The 17,628-nt window shown below is 41.0% G+C and carries 12 protein-coding genes; 6 read left to right on the forward strand and 6 right to left on the reverse strand.

Annotated elements, in window-relative coordinates:
* Positions 1–16: 16 nt before the first annotated feature.
* The 3 genes from IJT21_01425 to ileS form a co-directional block, all read right to left on the reverse strand.
* Positions 17–2,410: a hypothetical protein gene (locus IJT21_01425; protein MBQ7576907.1), complete on the reverse strand. Its 2,394-nt coding sequence runs from the start codon at positions 2,408–2,410 to the stop codon at positions 17–19.
* A gap of 116 nt (positions 2,411–2,526) precedes the next feature.
* The gene (locus tag IJT21_01430; GenBank protein MBQ7576908.1) at positions 2,527–2,856 is read right to left on the reverse strand and encodes a cupin domain-containing protein; all 330 of its coding nucleotides are present in this window, start codon (positions 2,854–2,856) and stop codon (positions 2,527–2,529) included.
* Positions 2,837–5,638: an isoleucine--tRNA ligase gene (gene ileS, locus IJT21_01435; GenBank protein MBQ7576909.1), complete on the reverse strand. Its 2,802-nt coding sequence runs from the start codon at positions 5,636–5,638 to the stop codon at positions 2,837–2,839. Before ileS ends, IJT21_01430 begins: the two co-directional genes overlap by 20 nt.
* Positions 5,639–5,813: 175 nt before the next feature.
* Here ileS and IJT21_01440 point away from each other — a divergent pair, with 175 nt between their 5' ends.
* Genes IJT21_01440 through IJT21_01450 form a run of 3 tightly spaced genes read left to right on the forward strand, consistent with a single transcriptional unit; the run spans position 5,814 to position 7,476 of the window.
* The gene (locus tag IJT21_01440; GenBank protein ID MBQ7576910.1) at positions 5,814–6,503 is read left to right on the forward strand and encodes a DUF4417 domain-containing protein; all 690 of its coding nucleotides are present in this window, start codon (positions 5,814–5,816) and stop codon (positions 6,501–6,503) included.
* Entirely contained in the window at positions 6,503–7,036 is a 534-nt protein-coding gene (locus tag IJT21_01445) for a hypothetical protein (GenBank protein ID MBQ7576911.1), read from the forward strand. Before IJT21_01440 ends, IJT21_01445 begins: the two co-directional genes overlap by 1 nt.
* Positions 7,018–7,476, forward strand: coding sequence for a hypothetical protein (locus IJT21_01450; protein ID MBQ7576912.1), 459 nt, complete (start codon positions 7,018–7,020; stop codon positions 7,474–7,476). The genes IJT21_01445 and IJT21_01450 overlap by 19 nt, the downstream gene beginning before the upstream one ends.
* A gap of 41 nt (positions 7,477–7,517) precedes the next feature.
* On the opposite strand, the gene IJT21_01455 is transcribed toward IJT21_01450, so the two are convergent.
* The 3 genes from IJT21_01455 to IJT21_01465 form a co-directional block, all read right to left on the reverse strand.
* A complete protein-coding gene (locus IJT21_01455; GenBank protein MBQ7576913.1) occupies positions 7,518–10,166 on the reverse strand; it encodes a pyruvate, phosphate dikinase in 2,649 nt (882 codons plus the stop codon).
* Between the two features lie 78 nt (positions 10,167–10,244).
* Entirely contained in the window at positions 10,245–11,417 is a 1,173-nt protein-coding gene (locus IJT21_01460) for a Gfo/Idh/MocA family oxidoreductase (protein MBQ7576914.1), read from the reverse strand.
* 24 nt (positions 11,418–11,441) lie between these two features.
* Positions 11,442–12,455, reverse strand: a complete 1,014-nt coding sequence (locus IJT21_01465; GenBank protein MBQ7576915.1) for a flavodoxin family protein — start codon at positions 12,453–12,455, stop codon at positions 11,442–11,444.
* 513 nt (positions 12,456–12,968) lie between these two features.
* Between IJT21_01465 and IJT21_01470 the strand changes: the two genes are divergently transcribed.
* The 3 genes from IJT21_01470 to IJT21_01480 all read left to right on the forward strand — a co-directional run bounded on the left by IJT21_01470 (position 12,969) and on the right by IJT21_01480 (position 16,949).
* Positions 12,969–14,447, forward strand: coding sequence for a DEAD/DEAH box helicase (locus tag IJT21_01470; protein ID MBQ7576916.1), 1,479 nt, complete (start codon positions 12,969–12,971; stop codon positions 14,445–14,447).
* Between the two features lie 58 nt (positions 14,448–14,505).
* Positions 14,506–15,630 (forward strand): aldo/keto reductase, encoded by a 1,125-nt coding sequence (locus IJT21_01475; protein ID MBQ7576917.1) that lies wholly within the window; start codon positions 14,506–14,508, stop codon positions 15,628–15,630.
* Positions 15,631–15,698: 68 nt separating this feature from the next.
* Positions 15,699–16,949 (forward strand): glycosyltransferase, encoded by a 1,251-nt coding sequence (locus IJT21_01480; protein MBQ7576918.1) that lies wholly within the window; start codon positions 15,699–15,701, stop codon positions 16,947–16,949.
* Positions 16,950–17,628: the final 679 nt, after the last annotated feature.

Consider the following 17,628-nt stretch of genomic DNA (forward strand, 5'->3'; position numbering starts at 1 on the left):
TATGTGTGTGTAATTATTAATGTCTGCGGAATCTCTTAATCACGAATACAAGTCCTAATACAGCACCTAAGCCGCTAATTGCATTACAGCCTCCGCTGCCTGAACCTGCATAATTTGAACTACTTATCATAAAGTGTCTCGTTATCGTTCCTGAATAGTCCCCAACGCCTTGTACTCTGACTACTGCATGATCGCCGGACTCTGTATTATTAATATACGTTACTGTATAGCCGTCTTCAGGCACAATATCATCACTGCATAAAACTGTTACAGCAGGCTCGATCGGATCACCGGTATATGTGAATGAATCACTCTCAAGCAAAACGTCAGTAATATCTTTGCTGAGATTCATATAGTGCGGGGTGTCATTGTCGGAAATTCCAGGAGTCAGAGTCACACACTCAAATGCATAGAACGGGTTTTCAATGTCAGATGAATCAATATCTAAATTAAGGCTGGCTATAGAACTTATATCTGACGTCCTGCCTGCTGTAATGACGCTGCCATGATAAACTTGAGAAGACAGTGTATCTACAAAAAAGTAACACGTTACCTTGCCACTATCCCAGGCAGCAAAATCAACACCAGAAGGCTCTGTATGGAACGCCCATGCTTCATCAAAGCCCCAGTACCAATGCGATTCACCGTACAGAGCCCTTGCAGCAAGCATCGTATTTGAAGGCGGGTTGCCGTTACTACAATCAAATAAATCCGCCATTACTTTATCATGGCAGTGATAATATTGTTGTTCCACTTTTGAACCTGTGCCGACATCAATATGATACCAGCTCCCATCGGAAAAATAATCACCAACATACTTGGTCGCCTTCATATATATACCTTCCCCAAAGGAAAAATCCTCCGCCCCGCGGTAGTTAGTCATATAGATCTTATTATCGGTATCACCCTGTGCTCCGTACTTGTGGAGATATTCTCCAAAACTATTTGTTCCCTGAGGCAATTTCGTATACTGCTTGTAGATTATCGGCAAATAAACACTGTCTACGATAGTAGATATATTTTCTAGAGACCAATTATTTACATCGCAGCCGTCATATGTGAGGCCCTTGGCTGAAAGATGTATATTCATACTATAACTAATTTTCGGCGTTGACGCTTGAAGTATCGTTCCGGTGATGTAGCAGTAATTATCATATCCGGTAATGGCTTTACTTTTCCTGTTATTAATGCTTAATACAGTATTTACGAAGTAGTCCCGTATTTGTGTTTTTGTGTCCGTTGTCTGCAAACTGTCCTGACCCGCGCAGGTAAGTGCAAATTCTCCGTAGAAACCGACCTGTGCTATCATAGCATCTAAGAAATTAGTTATGTCGTCTTTGACTTCTCCCTCAAATGCATGTGTTAAATATATATAATTCAGGAATGCGTTAATACCTGAGTCCCGCTGAAGAATGTTATCGCAATAATGCGTGTAATTGCTTAGGACTTCTGCTACCCAAGAATTATTTTCAGTCATGACTTGGCAGGATATTTTATAAATTACTGTATTCAAAACATTTTCCGCGTAACTTTCCAGCATTGCCTGCTTAGATGAGCCGTTGTACTCGCTTTTTACTGAAGCACCGCAGTTCGAATCCAGTGCGTTGGCTGTTATAGCGTTCTCAAGCGCAGTAATCATTAAATTTTTGAAGTCATTACGGTATGTGTCGACATTAAATGTCGTTGCGCTTGTATTAGGCATATAAGCTGAAGGGATTCCGATACTCCATTCTTTATTTACTGTTTCATTGTTGATGTCGGATGTTGCCGGAAGTCCTGCACTATAATTCTGCTTTGAATATGTCAGTGCTCCTTCTTCAGTGTATTTTTTCGTCATGAGCACATAAACGCCGTCGTGTGAAGTCTGATTCCACCATGCTTGAATACCGGAATTAATTTTTGCCTGATACGCAACTACATAATTTGCTAATTTCTCCGTGTAGTTAGTATTGAAGTTATTCCAGTTCGTTGACATTGTAGTTGCATTATTGTTTCTGGATATTTCCTGCTGGGCTATCTGTATATTGATAAGATCCTGCGCGATTTGATTGAGGGTATGATTCATATTATCGAGCGTAGTCTGCACATCTTTTACAGCGTCGAGTATCTGCCCAAGCATTTGTACTGTCGGATCCTTAATAATTCCGGTCATCTGAAGAACTCCGATAACGCCTGAAGCAACAGATGTAATTCCGCCCAAACGATTACAGAAATTTGCGATTTTGCCTATGTTCTCACTTGCATCTTTTGCTGCAAACTTACCTATTGCGCTAGAGAATTTATCTACTGCGTCATTAACTTGCTGCGGAGTAACAGCATAGGCCTTGACGTTAGTTAGTGCTATCCCGTTGAACACGGTTACAGTTAGAACTAACACACTTATAAAATGCTTAATAAATTTGTGTTGCATTGTATATATTCCCTCTTTATGAATTGAGTATTTACCGTGTAAGTGTAGCAAAAAATTTCTATATTGCAATAATAAAAAAAATCCCCCTGATATTTCACAGAGGGAACAGCAGCAAATTATTTACTGATAAAATCTTCTCTCATGGGCGTAAAAATGTCTAACAGAGTCCCCGTTTCAATACATACAGTCCCGTGCGGCAAATTCGGAGTAAATGCAAGTGAATCCCCTGCGCTGACTTCTACTTCTTGGCCGTCAACGTTGAATCTGAATCGCCCTGAAATTATATAAACGTTCTGTGAATGCGGGTGAGTGTGGACACTGCCTATACTTCCTGCACAAAAATTTACTTCAACGATCATTAATTTTTCAGTGTATGCCAGAATCCTGCGCGAGACTCCCCCGCCTAAATCCTGTAATTTTGCATCACTATGCTTCGTGCATAACATGGGCGCACCTCTCACAAAGTCCGTGTTCGTTCACATGCTCTGAATATTTCCAGCAGCGAGGGCATTTATTACCAGTTGTGAATCCTCCGGCGATCTCAAAGCCTGTTTCAGAGTCAACAAATAATTTCGGCAGAGTCAAATTTTCGACCCATTCAAATTTTGAGACAATAGCAATATCTGCAAGTTCATCGGTCGTGAATGAGTCAGCGAGTTTAGCAAGTGATTTATCTTTCTTGACCTGTACAGCTGCTTCAAGTGAAGTCCCGATTGTTTTATCTGATCTCATAGTCTCAAGCATGCGGCTAATTGCACTCTTGAAATTAACTGCTTCGTCCCATAAAGAATTAAGCTCGTCATTTAATTTTGCGTTGTCCTGCTCTGGGAAGTCAGATAAAAATATGCTCTCAGGAAGGCTAGAGTCTATCTGTCTCATTTCCTGCCAAATTTCTTCAGCTGTGAAACTGATTAACGGCGCTAACATTCGAGTCAAACATGAAAGAATCTCCCACATTGCAGTTTGTGCGCTGCGTCGGGTGAGTGAGTCAACGCCTTCAACGTATAATCTGTCTTTGCTGATATCGAGATAAAACGCGCTCAACTCATTAACGCAGAAAGAATGAATCATCGACACAGGCACATGAAACTCGTAATCCTCAAATGCCTCGCGTACACGTTTAATGATCCTGTGCAGGCGGTCAAGAATCCATTTATCCATTGACAATAATTTATCGTATGGGAGTGAATTTTTTTCGGGGCTGAAGTCGTGCAAGTTGCCCAGCAAGAACCGCGCTGTATTTCTGATTCGCCTGTAGGTCTCTGACAAAGATTTTAGGATTTCCTTAGAGATTCTAACGTCATTGCGATAATCTGTTGAAGCAACCCATAAACGCAAAATATCAGCTCCGAACTCATCGCAAACTTCTTTAGGCGCGACAGTATTTCCCAGAGACTTTGACATTTTACGGCCTTCACCATCAAGCGTAAAACCGTGAGTCAAAACTTGTTTGTAGGGTGCCTCGCCTTTGATTGCTGTAGCTGTGAGTAATGAAGACTGGAACCAGCCCCGGTGTTGGTCGCTGCCTTCAAGATACATATCACACGGCCAATTGAGTCCGAATCTTTCATTTAGTACTGACATGTGAGAGACTCCGGAATCAAACCAGACATCTAAAATATTGCTGTCCTTCTCGACGTTGTGAGAGCCGCATTTGTCGCACTTGGCCAAGTCCCCGAATAAATTTGCAAGACTTTCACGCCACCATATAGAAGTGCCGTCGGGAGAGTCTTTAACTTTTTCGGCGAGGATTCTAATTCTTTCGGGAGTGAGGGTAAAAGCTCCGCAGTCCTTGCAGTGCATAGCGGGAACAGGCACGCCCCAGACTCTTTGTCTCGATATGCACCAGTCAGAACGCGAACTTACCATATTATAAATTCTGTCATGACCCCATTCAGGAATCCATTTTACTTTATTGTCAATTATGTCGAGTGCTTCATCTTTAAATTTTGCGACATTGATAAACCATTGATCTGTTGCTCGGAAAATAACGGGTTTCTTGCATCGCCAGCAATGAGGGTAACTGTGCATAATTTTGCCGAGTCCTAATAATCGTCCCTTAGCTTTGATTAACTCAAGTGCTTTATTTCCGCCGTCAGTTAAATTCATTCCGCCTACAATGGGTAATTCCTGCTCGAAATGTCCTGAATGATTAACAGAGCTGAAGACTCTTAATCCGTAACGTACTCCGGTTTCGTAGTCTTCCACGCCGTGCCCCGGTGATGTATGCACACAGCCTGTACCCGTTTCGAGTTCTACATAATCAGCAAGCACTACTAAAATTTCATGCTCGTAAAATGGGTGAAGAGGCTTTAAATTTTCGAGGTCTGCGCCTTTTACGAGTTTAACTGCGTCGCCGAAATTGAGTCCTGTTGCTTTGCTGACAGAATCTTTTAACCCTTCAGCGAGAATATAAACTTTTCCGTCAACCTCATAGAATCCGTAATCATAGCGCGGGTGAACAGCAACGGCAGCACTTGAAGGAAGAGTCCAAGGAGTTGTCGTCCAAATTACAATATTTACTTCTTTGTTAGCGAACTCCGGGAATTTCTGAGCTATACTTGGAATCGGGTAAGCAACATAAACGGAGGGCGACTCTTCATCCCAATATTCAATTTCTCCGGCGGCCAAAGCTGTTTGACAATCTGTGCACCAGTAAACCGGCTTTAATCCGCGATAAATTAAATCTTTCGCGACCATATCTGCAAAGGCGTGTAACTCTAAATGCTCGAATGCAGGATCAAGCGTTAAATAAGGTTTCTCCCATTCACCGAGCACACCGAGTCTCTTAAATTCTTCGCGCTGAACGTCTAAATAATGTAGTGCTGTTTCTTTACATTTTTTGCGTAACTCAACGGGATCGATTCCTGTACCTAATTTCGAGAGTCCGCCGTCCTTGAGTGCCCTTAATTCAATCGGTAGTCCGTGAGTGTCCCAGCCCGGCACATAAGGTGTATAACGTCCTGTCATTGTCTTCGCTTTGATAATAAAATCTTTCAGAACTTTATTGAACGCTGTACCGATGTGAATATCGCCGTTTGCGTAGGGTGGGCCGTCGTGAAGCTGAAAACTTTCGTGTGAATCTTTTCGCGCGTTTAGTGCTTTGTGATAGATGTCGTGAGAGTGCCAGAACTCAAGAAAGCCCGGCTCACGTTTTGAGAGATTCGCCCGCATAGGAAAATTTGTAACGGGTAAATTGAGTGTATCTTTATAGTCTTTAGTGTCCATTAAAAATTTTTGCCTCCTGTAATAACTGCTATAAAAAATTTTATAGATATTATCACAATTTTTGCAGGGAAATAAATTTTTGTGCGCTAAATTTATTATACGGATCTGATATATTATAAATGATATAAATTGCAATTATGATATACAAATATTATTATAAGGATGAGGCGATAATATGACGAAAATTATACGTCATTTAATATTAAATAATGTAACAATTTCCGAACTATCAGCAGGGACAATTTTTGATGGTGTTCATGAGATACCAGTTATAAATAAGCCGTCAAAAATATTAATTCCGGATTCATTTACGCCGTTTTCAGAGCGCAATAATATATCAGATTTTAACTCTGCAATATGCTTTTATGAGCGTGAAGAAAATTTTTCTGAATTACTGCTAAATCCTGCGCGCTATCTTGACGATTTGAGAAAATTTCAAGCTGTTATTTCTCCGGACTGCTCAATGTATAGAGATATGCCCTTGTCCATGCAAATAACGAATCTTTTCTACAGCCGGTTAATAGGCAGTTATTATCAACGTAAAGGCCTGTACGTTATTCCAAATATCCGCTGGGGAAGCGAAGACACGTATAGAGATTCAATTTTGCCGGAAAAAATTGCATTTCTAGGAGTCGCAAAACACAGCATTATTTCTGTAGGGTCATATGGCTGCATAAAAGATAAAGAAAATAAATTTTTCTTTGAGGCAGGACTCGCGTCAATGATGGAAACATTAGAACCTGAAATTGTGCTTGTTTATGGTGCAATGCCTGAGTCAATTTTCGGTAAATATTTTAACTATGCTCAATTTGTGCAATATGACAACTGGATAAAACGCAGGCACATGAAAGAAGGTAATAATTAATGGGGACAGGTATAAGCGGACGTTATTCAAAGACTAAAGGAGGCTCGCAGCCATATGCAGATGTATATCATGTCGTGCGTGAAATGCTGGAGAAGGACAAGAAAGATCCTGATGTTTATAACAAGGAAACTGGATATTTTAATAATCCTTCTGCTATTTCTTTACGTGAAGCCAGAAGAGGCAATAAATTTCATCAACGTAATGGAGATGTAGCGCAAGGAGAATTTACATATGTTATGGACAAAAGAGGGGAAATTATATTTGGTAAGCGGGAAAATCCTAATAATGCTACAGGACATGCACCACACCCAACTTTAATAGGCGGTAAAGACCCTGAAGTTGAGTGCGCTGGTATAATTGAATTTAGGGATGGCAGAATCTTTAGAGCAGACAATCAAAGCGGACATTACAAACCCGATATAAGGTCTTTAGACAAGGTTGAGGAATATCTGCAAAAGCTTTTTGAAGAAAATCCCTTATCATTTTACAAATTTTCTAAATGGAGGCTCAATAAATGGAAAACGAACAATTAAAATTAAAAACTGAGTATTTATTTAATCGTGTATGGGATGAAGAAATTTCCGACGAAGCTTCGGAAGAATATCTTGACAAAGCAAATGAACTTATTGCTGAATATGGCTGGCCGAAAGTTTTTGAAGCATGGAATAATTATCTTCATGAGAAATGTATATCTCCTGATTCTGTAGTCAACTTCGCAAATTTATACTGGACTTACTGTGGAGATTTATACTCAATACCAGAACCGCATAAATTTTTAGGGTATATGCTCTATAAAATTGATAATAATATGCATGAATACTCTAACGGCGACATAATCGAAAGCCTGGCAGTAAATATTTTATCTAAGGCAGGTTACAAAGAAGCAGATTTATTCTTGAATCCATATTACAGCGTCAATAAAGACTCTAAACTTTTAGCAGCTGTTGATTTCTGGAAAAGTCAGAACGCATAAATAAATCCCTCCCGCAAAAACAGGAGGGACAACAAAATTTTTTACTTCAACACACCTAATGCCGCATGAGCCGCCGCTATTCTCGCAACTGGGACTCTAAACGGTGAGCAGCTAACATAATTCAAATTAACGCTATGACAGAATGCAATACTAGAAGGATTCCCGCCGTGTTCGCCGCAAATTCCTACTGATAAATTCGGGTTCACGCTGCGTCCTTTCTCGACCGCCATTTTTACAAGCTGTCCGGGGCCGTCTCTGTCAAGTTCTGCAAATGGATTTTCCTTGAAGACTCCTTTGTCGATGTACTGGAACAAGAATTTATTTTCTGCGTCGTCGCGTGAATATCCCAATGTCGTCTGAGTCAAATCGTTTGTACCGCACGAGAAGAACTGTGCATACTCTGCTAACTGGTCAGCAACAAGAGCAGCTCTCGGAACTTCTATCATTGTCCCGACCAAGTATGAGAACTTAACGCCGCTTGCCTGCATGACTTCATTTGCGATTCTGTCGGCCATTTCACGGAAAAATTTCATTTCTGGTTTGGTGCCTACTAATGGGATCATGACTTCAGGTTTGACGGTGATATTTGCCTTTGTGAGCTCGACAACTGCCTCAAAAATTGCGTTCATCTGCATTTCGTAAATTTCCGGATAAATCATTCCAAGACGGCAGCCTCTGAATCCTAACATAGGGTTATTTTCGTGGAGCTGATGAACTTTTTCGAGAGTCTCATTTAAGCGCTTGGCTTCGGGTGAGTCGGGTGCTACTTTCTTGAGATCCTCTAAAATATTCGGCTCCTTCGGCAAAAATTCGTGTAAAGGCGGATCAAGCAATCTAATAATAACCGGCAGTCCGTCCATAGCTTTGAATATGCCTAAGAAATCTTCTTTCTGCATGACCTTCAATTTTGCAAGAGCGTCTTTGCGTTCTTCCTTGCCTGACTCACTTGTGCCGAGTGCTACAACTAAACGCTGCATGACCGGTAATCTGTCAACGCCCATAAACATATGTTCAGTTCTGCAAAGTCCGATACCTTTTGCGCCAAATTCACGAGCTCTCTTTGCGTCTTCGGGTGTGTCAGCATTTGCCCAGACCATTTGAGTCGCGTTCTCGTCAGCCCATGATAAAATTTTCTTGAAATCATCGCTGAAAGTTGCATCAATCATTTTTGCTTCGCCCGCAAGTAATTGACCTGTAGTGCCGTCAACTGTTACAAAATCGCCCTTCTTGAAGACTCTATCTCCGACAGTGAGAGTCTCTTTGTCAACGTCGATAATTGCACTTTCGCAGCCGCAGACAGCCGGTTTACCCATTCCGCGAGCAACAACAGCAGCATGACTCGTCATTCCGCCCCTTGACGTTACAACACCGTTTGAAGCAAATAATCCGTGAATATCATCAGGACTCGTTTCAGGACGCGCTAAAATTGTAGGTTTATTTTGTCTTGACCATTCTTCGGCCTCATCAGCAGAAAATACGAGCATTCCTGCACCTGCACCGGGGGAAGCTGGTAAACCTTTTGCGATTACGTCAAGAGCTGCGTTTTTGTCGACCTGCCTGTGTAACAACATTTCGACCTGCTCAGGAGATACGCGCGTTACAGCTGTTTTCGTGTCGATTAATCCCTCATTGACCATATCAACAGCGACTTTTACGGCTGCACTTGCTGTGCGTTTTCCTGCTCTTGTCTGAAGCAAGAATAATTTTCCGCGCTCGATCGTAAATTCGATGTCCTGCATTTCCTGATAAGTATTCTCAAGAAGTTTTGTGAGTTCGCAAAGTTTCTTATAATTATCGGGCATTTTTTTCTCAAGTTCAGCAATGGGCATAGGCGTTCTTATACCTGCAACAACGTCTTCACCCTGAGCATTAATGAGAAATTCGCCGTATAATTTATTCTCGCCTGTCGAAGGATTACGGGTAAAACAAACGCCCGTCCCGCAGTCGTCGCCGAGATTGCCGAAAATCATTGCGATAACGTTCACTGCTGTTCCTAAGCTGTCATCAATTTTGTTAATTTTCCTGTAAGTTATTGCGCGGGGGATATTCCAGCTCTTAAATACTGCCTCGATTGCGCGCCTTAATTGAACCCATGGATCTGTCGGAAAGTCTTGGCCGATTGCGTTTTTGTAGATTGCTTTGTACTCGACTAATAATTTTTCGAGCTGTTCTGCTGGGATTTGATAGTCCTGCTCTGCTCCTGACTCTTTGCGTGCCTTTGCGAGTGCTGCCTCGAATAAATCAAAATTTACCTCATCGACAACGCTTGAAAACATCTGAATGAATCTGCGATAAGAGTCAAGTGCAAATCTCTTATTTCCGGAAGATTCTGCAAGTCCCTTAACTGTTTCATCATTGAGTCCGAGATTTAAAATAGTTTCCATCATTCCGGGCATTGAAATAGGCGCACCCGAACGAACAGAGACTAACAGCGGATTTTTTCCGTCGTTGAAGCCTTTGCCGGTTTCCTGCTCTAATTGTGCAACAGATTTTTTCACGTCATCCCAGATTGAGTCCATAATTTTGGGATCCTGCATATATTTGCGGCACACTTCAGTTGTAATTACGAAACCTGCGGGAACGGGAAGACCTGACTGCGCCATTTTGCAGAGGTTAGCGCCTTTACCGCCTAATAAAAGCCTGTTGGAGCTGTCGCCATCCTTCAAGCTGTAAACGAATCTTTCACTCACTGATTTATCACTCCTGAATAAAAATTTTGTGTGCTTGCATTATAAACAATTTCGCGCTAAATTCATTACGTTATTTCACTAGTTTACATTTACGCGCCGTCCCTCTTGAGCTGACAAATAAGCCGCATAAATTATTTTCACTGTGTCAAACGCGATATTAAATCCTGATAACGGCTCTTTGTCATATGCGATAGTCTCTAGAAAGTCTCTTAACTCACCAGAATAGCCGCGTATAATTTCATCGTTGATAAATGCTTTGTTCCAACCGGTTTTACCCGGCAGCATTTCAGAAATATAAACGTTTTCGAGTCCTTCTTCATCGAGAAAGTAAGTATTTAATATATCAGTGGGGGTTATATTACACATTAAGGCCGAGTCATTTGAGTAAATCTCGATATAATTTTTTGTTCCGCCTAAGACCGTATCACTTGCGATTGTTAAACATTTAGTCCCGTCAGAAAAAGTTACAGTTACCGCTGCAAAGTCTTCTACATCTTCGGGATTTGCTGAAATATGCCGGTGTTCATGAGGGGTCAAAATTTTTGTAGTCGTTCCAACGTCGGCCAAAACGCTGGAAATTATTATATTTTCGCCTCGTGCTTGTGCTTCCTGCTGCTTAAGCCATAACATGCCGCTTAAAGGGTGAGTCCCTGTCCTGATTAGAGTCCCTCCGCCGGTTTTGTTCCATTTGCCTGCGACCGGTGAGCTTGAGCCTTTGAGACTCTCTTCACCCTTCATGAATAAAATTTTAGATTTCTTTGCTCTGATAATTTCTGCAGCTTTCTGAACCGGACTCGCATAAATAAAATTTTCGGCGTAAAGAAATTTTTTATCTGACTCGTTCAAGACCTCGCGCAATTTGTTCATCTCGTTAATTACGCTTTCATACATTAGGGCGCGCGGGGTAGTGAGTCCGATTCTTTCCTCGCCATTATGACCGAAATAACCTGTTAAAGGCTTCTCGCAGATTACATTTTTCCCGGCCTGAAGAGCTTTAATCGCCATTGGGATATGCAAAAACGGAGGTGTTACGATGTCGATTAAATTTATTTCTGGGTCTTGCAGCATTAAATCAAAATCTGACTCGACTCGTTCATAATTAAAATTTTGCTTTATTTCCTCTGCAAGTTTTGTGTTTACGTCACAGATAGTTTTTAGCTTGAATGGGACTGATGCGACATTTTTATAACCGTTTGCGTGGAGTCTGGCGGCGTAACCTGCTCCGACTGTACCGATAATTACGGGCTGCATGAGAAATTTCACCTTCTTAATTTATTAGAACATGCACATGTCCATTTTGTAAATTTTGCCTGCTGTAGTCTTGATTCTGAGATATGCAAGATTATTTTTATCTTGAGTGAGCCTGATCATATTTCCCCCGAAGTAAGGATCTTTCACTATGGAGACATCAATTATTGAGCCGCATTTACGTATTGTATTAAATTTCCCGGTTATGTAGTCGGGATATTCATTTGCATACATTGAAGCAAGTACCTTTTGAGAGTCATATTGAAATTCGGGATGAATATATTTAAGCAGTTCGGACGCGTTTAAATTTTTCCATGCATCAGCTAATATTTCGAGCAATTTTTGATGATTCTCCCAGTCAAATTCAGGATTCCATTTTGCGCGGGCATTATTTACGAGCCTGATTCCCAAATGATAAGCCTTTTGCAGATCTTCGGGAAAAACTTTTTCGCGGCGTTCTCTGCGTTCTTCTTCAGAGAATAAATTAATGTCGTACTTGCTGTAATCGCTAAATTGATATGTTTCGTAACAGTATAAAATCTCGTTATGACCGTATAAACGCCTCATTTCTTCGCCTGTAAACCCTAAGAGAATATCATAATTAAATTTGTGCGATAAATCTTCAGGACAGTTCATCGTGTAAATAATTGCTGTCTGCACTGGTTTATGAGAAATTTTTACGCGTTGGCCTTGATCATCAATTAAATATGTGTCCAGCGGGAACAAAAGACGCTCGATTAAATTTCGTACTTGTCCCGTAGGATAGCCGAAATAAACCGGACTACCGATTACAATTACATTTGCTTCGTTAGCTTTCTCGATTACGGGGCGGATTTTGTCATGAATTGCGCACATTCCGTTAGTTGTACTATTTTTTATTTTGCAAGCGAAACAGCTTTTACAGCCTGTATACTCATAATCGAACAAATTTATTAATTCGACTTCAGCGCCGGAATATTTTGCGCCTTCCATTGCTTTATTAAGAAGTTGCGCGGTATTAAAATTTTTTCTGGGGCTGCCGTTCAAGAATAATGCTTTCATGAAAATTTTCCTCCTGATTGATTTACGCGTAATTTATTATATAACATGGCTGTAAAAATTTTCTTCGCCATCTCTAGTATATGAATAAATATTTTTGTTGAGCTTATATATTTACAAAAAATTTGTTGTATGTGTGCGACCCGTTTTTATCGCGCTATTTTCCCCGCCCGTAATTATAAATGCATGTTTCCGAAAGACTTTAATGAAAAATTTTTATCAGAATTCTATAGTTGTAATGTTCGCACCGTAAATTATTTCATACGTGTTTATGCTGCAACCAAAGAAGCAACCGATAAGATTTTGCCTATTTATAGCTTTTAAAGTGTTTTCACTATAAAGCATGTACCCGAATTAAAAAATTTTGACAGCGACGATAATTTATGCAGAATCTACGAGCAACGCCCATTAATTTGTAAAGTTAAAGCAAATATTTCAGCAAATCACTTACTCACAACGAATTTATTAATTTTATGCGATAATAGCACTAATAAATTTTTGGAGGAATAAAATATTTTGGATTTTACTTCATACGGCCTCAGAAAAGAATTATTGCGTGCATTAAGTGAGCGCGGCTTTGATACCCCTATGGAAGTGCAGGACAGAGTTTTATCTGAAGGCTGGAATCATGATTTTATAGTTCGTGCTAAAACAGGTTCAGGAAAAACTCTCGCGTTCTTACTGCCGTTAATGCAGGAATTGAAAATCGGCGAAAAAATGCCGCAAATTTTAGTTCTCGCACCAACTAGAGAATTAGCACAGCAGACAGCAGAAGAGTCCGACTTTCTCGGAAAATTTTTAAAAGTTTCTACAGCTTCACTCGTCGGAGGCATGGACATTTACCCGCAATTACGCACACTCAAGCACGGAGCAGCAATTATCGCAGGCACCCCCGGAAGAGTCAGAGATCACATCAGGCGCGGGACTCTCGACACAAGCGAAATAAAAAATGTCGTTCTCGATGAAGGCGATTTAATGCTTGATATGGGATTTCGTGATGAACTCGAGTCAATTCTTGACGCTTTGCCGGAGGGTAGACGCTGGCTGTTTTCCGCAACAATGCCCGCAGAAGTCAAAGAGTTAGCAAACAAATATTTAAACGATCCTATAACGCTTTCAATCGATGACGAGGACTCACAGCATGAAGACATTTTGCACAGAGTCTATAAGATTCCGTCAAATAAAAGATTCGAGGGACTCGTTGATGTCTTATTATGGGAGCACCCGTCAAGAAGTCTAGTTTTCTGCCACACAAAAATGGAATCAATCGAGATCGCGCAAAGACTTCAAGATCACGGATTCAGCGCGGCAGCTCTTCAGGGCGATATGACTCAAAGCGAACGTAACGCCGTACTTGCATCGTTTAAATCGGGGTCTGTGCCTTGTCTGGTCGCTACAAACGTTGCTGCACGGGGACTCGATATTGAAGGCGTGAGTCACGTTATACAATTAGGCCTCCCTGACGATAAAGAAACTTTCATACACAGAAGCGGCAGAACAGGCAGGGCAGGTCATGAAGGTGTGAATCTCGTGTTGTTGTCGCCTCCTGAAATGCGCCGATTCAGAGAAATGCTGCGTGATACAAGCATAAAAACTGAATGGGTTGATATTCCCGGAATTGATAAGATTCGTTCAGCATGGAGAGACGCGGCCGAGCAGGAAATTTTTGCAGCACCTGTTGACTCTTATTACGGCGAGTGCGTGAAATGGGCGGCAGATTTAATCACACGTGCAGCTCCGAAAGTTATTATCGCGAAATTATTAGCAGTCCTCAGCGCAAAAAATAAAGGCTATAATCTTGAGAACGAGCTAAAACACGAACTCGAACGCAGAGACAAACGCAAAAATTTTACTCACAGCAAGAACAAGAGTCAGACTCAATCATATCAACGCGACAAATCATCACGCCCGGCCAAGCAATATAATAATAAGAGCAAGACAGGCCGATATTCCGACTCCGACAGAAAAAATAAAAATTATTCCCGCAAGCATTGATTAAAGTTAAATTTAACATGATATTATATTGCAAAACTTTACTAGGGGGTAAAATTTTATGTCATTCTTAGGCGAGGACATCAAAAAATTAGGTTTCGGGTTAATGCGTCTGCCTCACATTGACGAGAATACTATCGACATCGAGCAGACAAAACAAATGGTCGATGAATTTCTTGCAGCAGGTTTCACATATTTTGACACGGCCTGGGCTTATCCGGGGAGCGAGGACGCAATGAGAATCGCACTTGTCGAACGTTACCCGCGGGAAAAATATCAGATCGCTACAAAAAATGCCGCGTGGATCAACTGCAAGACAAAAGAAGACGCAATTAATCAGTACGAGACATCATTAAAGCAGACCGGCGCAGGATATTTCGATTTCTATTTACTTCACAACTTAGGCGACTCAAGAACTGCACCATTTGATGATTGGGATTTATGGGGATATTTCCTGAACGAGAAGAAGAAGGGCAAAATTAAACATTTGGGATTCTCATTCCATTCAACGCCCGAACAGTTAGAGGAGATTCTCAATAAGCACCCTGAAGCGGAATTTGTACAGCTGCAAATTAATTACGGAGATTGGGAGAGTCATTCTATACAGTCAAGAGCATGTTACGAGGTCGCGCGCAAACACAATAAGCCCGTTATCATAATGGAACCCGTGAAAGGCGGAAATTTGGCGACTCCTCCTGAAAACGTAGAAAAAGTTTTGAAAGCTGCCGAACCTGAGTCATCATGTGCATCATGGGCGATTAGATTCGCTGCTGACTTGGAAGGCGTTATAACAGTTTTGTCGGGAATGTCGAATCTTGAACAAATGCGCGATAATTTATCGTTCATGAAAAATTTTACTCATTTGACTCCCGAACAGAAAAAAGTTATCGAGGCTGCACGCGTTGAACTCGCAAAAGTTCCGATTATTCCCTGTACGACATGCAATTACTGCGCGAAAGTCTGCCCGATGAATATAGGCATATCAGCATCATTTAATTCATTGAACATGTTGACGCTTTATAAAAATTTCGAGAGCGCACAGCATAATCACGACTGGAACGTAACCGGAATGGGACACAAGCCCGCGAAAGACTGCATTAAATGCGGAAAATGTGAGAAAGCTTGTCCGCAGCACATAGAAATACGCAAAGAACTTGAACGGGTCGCACAAACTTTTAAAGCCTAACGAGATATAATTTAGCGGTCTGGATTTGTTGTCCGGGCCGTTTATTTTTTTCGCGGAGGTTAGCATAATTGAACAATAAAACTATAATCGAGATCAACGGAGGCACTAAAGGCAGTACAGCAAGTATAGCAAAATTAGCAGCTCATGAGGCCGAGTCACGCGGTTATGAAGTCTGGCAGGCTTTCTCGTTGAACTGGCGCGAGGACGGGTTATTATTCGGCGGAAAAAGGACTCTTCAACCTCACGAAATAAAAATTTCCGGTAATCTAGCAATGTCAGTAAATGCAAAAATTGAAAGGTTATCGGGCTTTATTGACTGCTTAAATTATTTTGCGACTAAAAAATTTCTGAACAGGGTTGACTCGTTAAAGCCTTCTATATTTCATCTGCACAATTTACACGGGAATTATATAAATCTTTCATTATTATTTGACTACATCAAGCGCAGAAAAATTAAAGTTGTCTGGACTCTTCACGACTGCTGGAGCTTCACCGGCAGATGTCCGTATTTTACTATATCACATTGCGAAAAATGGCGCACCGGCTGTCATCATTGCCCGACGTTAAAAGAATATCCCGCTATGTATATTGACCGGACGAAATTATTATGGCAGTTGAAGCGCAAATGGTTTACAGGAATTGACCGCGATAAAATTATAATTGCATGTCCGTCTAAGTGGCTTGCTGATCTCGCGAAAGAGTCATTTTTGGGCGGTTATGATATCAGAGTCATTCACAACGGTATAAATTTAGAAATTTTCAAGCCTTCACCGGGGAAATTCCGCGAAAAATATAATATTCCTCCCGAAAAATTTATAGTGCTGGCTGTTGCGTCCGGCTGGGGAGTCAGAAAAGGTTTTGACGTTCTTGTAAAATTGGCGCGCGATCTTGACGATAGATTCAAAATTGTAGTAGTAGGCGATGTTAAAGGGGTAAAATGCGATATTCCAGAAAATATTTTACACATTAGACGGACTTGGAACGCTCAAGAATTAGCAGAAATTTATTCGGATGCAGACGTTTTTGCGAATCCTACCAAAGAAGAGAATTTCCCGACCGTAAATCTTGAGTCAATAGCTTGCGGGACTCCTGTTGTAACTTACAGAACCGGCGGATCACCTGAGACAATAAATAATACTTGCGGCGTAGTAGTAAATTATGAAGATTATGACTCATTTAAGCGCGAAATAATAAGAGTCTGCGAGGAAAAAATATTTTTGCGTGAAAATTGCGTGAATTATGCGAGAGAAAATTTTGCAAGCTCTGACCGCATGAAGGAATATGTAAATTTGTTCGATGAGCTTATGACGAGAGAATGATATAATTTTTTCACCGAGTGTTTATGACATATTGAAGTACCGTCGTAATACATCAATGCCTTAAAAAATTTCCCCGGCTTCAAAACCGGGGGGAGCCAGTCCAGACGGGGCTGGTATCCTTGAAGAAAGGAGAAACTTCAAATGTCGCCAAACATTCGAAGAATTTATCTTAGCTTCAAACTGAGATTAGGGCGGTTGCTTATATCCTTTGGATTTAAGTACAGCTCTGAATCAAATAAGAAGCAGAAGCCATCGCGCTTAAGATAATCAGTAAGAGTCGGGGAATATCTCCGGCTCATTATTTATATTATACCAGCTGCGAAAAATTTTCATGATAAAATATTTGCACTATATATCAGTAATGAGCATTTAGTACGTCGCTGATTTGTTTTGCTGGTTTCGATAAAAATTTTGCTGTGAGAGTTCCATTATCATAGCAAAAGCCCACCCTTTAGCGACGGATGGGCACTCCCTTAAGAAAGGAGGTAAACTCAATGCCTAAAGCTGATAGCAGCAGTATAACCTACCGATTTAGCTTCAGGTTCTGCAGCAAGGTTTTTTCTGTAACATTTACAGTTTGCCGCAGGAAGATTTCTTCTAAGACAAACAAAAAGAAATAACCTTATAGTAGGGGTGGGAGGACAAATCCTGCCCCGATTTTATTTAACGCTAAAGGAAG

The organism is Synergistaceae bacterium (assembly GCA_017443945.1).
In the GTDB taxonomy this organism is placed as follows: Bacteria; Synergistota; Synergistia; order Synergistales; family Aminobacteriaceae; genus JAFUXM01.

Excerpts from the sequence above, each read along its gene's own strand:
- IJT21_01425 (MBQ7576907.1), bottom strand. The coding sequence starts at position 2,410 with ATGCAACACAAATTTATTAAGCATTTTATAAGTGTGTTAGTTCTAACT.
- IJT21_01430 (MBQ7576908.1), bottom strand. The coding sequence starts at position 2,856 with ATGTTATGCACGAAGCATAGTGATGCAAAATTACAGGATTTAGGCGGG.
- ileS (MBQ7576909.1), bottom strand. The coding sequence starts at position 5,638 with ATGGACACTAAAGACTATAAAGATACACTCAATTTACCCGTTACAAAT.
- IJT21_01440 (MBQ7576910.1), top strand. The coding sequence starts at position 5,814 with ATGACGAAAATTATACGTCATTTAATATTAAATAATGTAACAATTTCC.
- IJT21_01445 (MBQ7576911.1), top strand. The coding sequence starts at position 6,503 with ATGGGGACAGGTATAAGCGGACGTTATTCAAAGACTAAAGGAGGCTCG.
- IJT21_01450 (MBQ7576912.1), top strand. The coding sequence starts at position 7,018 with ATGGAAAACGAACAATTAAAATTAAAAACTGAGTATTTATTTAATCGT.
- IJT21_01460 (MBQ7576914.1), bottom strand. The coding sequence starts at position 11,417 with ATGCAGCCCGTAATTATCGGTACAGTCGGAGCAGGTTACGCCGCCAGA.
- IJT21_01465 (MBQ7576915.1), bottom strand. The coding sequence starts at position 12,455 with ATGAAAGCATTATTCTTGAACGGCAGCCCCAGAAAAAATTTTAATACC.
- IJT21_01475 (MBQ7576917.1), top strand. The coding sequence starts at position 14,506 with ATGTCATTCTTAGGCGAGGACATCAAAAAATTAGGTTTCGGGTTAATG.